Genomic DNA, 1,321 nt, shown 5'->3' on the forward strand with positions numbered 1-1,321 from the left:
GGCCGGCAACCGCAGGGCAAAGGCAATGCCGGCCAGCGGCCGGCACTACCGGTCAGTTCTTCCTGTATTTCGGGACGAACTGCTGCTGCACCGCTTCGGCCAGCTGGTCCGGCGGCAACAGGCCCTGGTCGAGCAGGAAGTTGTTGAAGGCCAGACGGTCGAACTTCGCGCCCAGTGCCAGCTCGGTCTGCATGCGCAGTTCGAGGATGCGGGTGTAGCCGTAGAAGTAGCTGCCCGCCTGGCCCGGCATGCGCACCATGTAACGGTCCAGCTCCTGGGTGGCCATCGCCTTGGACAGACCCACCTGCTCGATCAGCACGCGCTCGCCGTTGGCACGGTCGGTCAGGCCGAGGTTGAGCATCGGGTCCAGCATCGCGCGGGCGGCACGCAACAGGCGGAACTGCAGCGCGATCATCTGCCCGTCCAGCGGCTCGTACGGCACCATCTCCGCCTCGGCATACAGCGCCCAGCCTTCCACGTTCACCGAATTGAACGCGAACATGGTGCGCGCCAGCGACACGCCACGCTCGACCATCGCGGTGAACTGCAGCTCGTGGCCCGGGCGGCCTTCATGCGCGCTCAGCGTCCAGGCCGCCGAACCGAAGTTGAAGTCGTCGTACTGCGCACCCGCACCGGCAGCCGGGTTGCCCAGCGGCAGCACGAATGTGCCCTGCTGCCCGGTGTTGTTGACCAGCGGCGCAGGCAGGAAGTGCGGTGCCGGGCTGGCAGCGCTTTCGGCGGCCGAGCCCAGGCGCATCTGCATCGCGCGCTGCGGCACGTCGACGATGCGGTGTTCGCGGATCAACGGATCGATGGCATCGATCACCTTGCGGTAGTGGCCTTCAAGCTGGTCATCGGCAATCTTCTCGCCCTTCAGCGCGCGGATCACCGCCACCGGGTCGCTCGGATCACTGACCTTCAAACCCTTCTCTTTCACCACCAGCGGCGCCAGCTGGCGCATCGCCGAGCGGGTTTCCATGAACTCCAGCTGCGCGCGCTGCATCAGCAGCTTCGGGTCGATATCAATGCCGACCTGCTTGAGCTGGTAGGCGTACAGCGGAGCCGGCAGGCGCGCATCGGCACGTGCCTTCGGCAGCACCTCCTTGCGGGTCCATGCGGCGTAGTCCTTCATCTGTGCGGCAAGCGCCTTCATCGCCTCGTCGGCACCAGCGACCTGGTACTTCTTCAGCAACGACTCGATACCGGTGATGTAGGTCTCGACGTTGTCCAGCGACTGCTGCACTTCGATCTTCGTCGGCTGCAGCAGCGTGCTGTCCTTCAACCGCTCTTCGTAACGCTGGCGGGCCAGTGTGGTGAACGC

At 65.6% G+C, this 1,321-nt stretch carries 1 protein-coding gene; it reads right to left on the minus strand.

Annotated features, from left to right (window positions below; genetic code table 11):
- Nucleotides 1-52: 52 nt before the first annotated feature.
- The coding region (locus AB4Y84_RS21795; RefSeq protein ID WP_442250952.1) for a DUF885 domain-containing protein at nt 53-1,321 on the minus strand (1,269 nt) is incomplete at its 5' end.

Origin of the sequence: Stenotrophomonas sp. 2YAF22 (assembly GCF_052114665.1) — a bacterium.
Taxonomy (GTDB): Bacteria; Pseudomonadota; Gammaproteobacteria; order Xanthomonadales; family Xanthomonadaceae; genus Stenotrophomonas; species Stenotrophomonas indicatrix.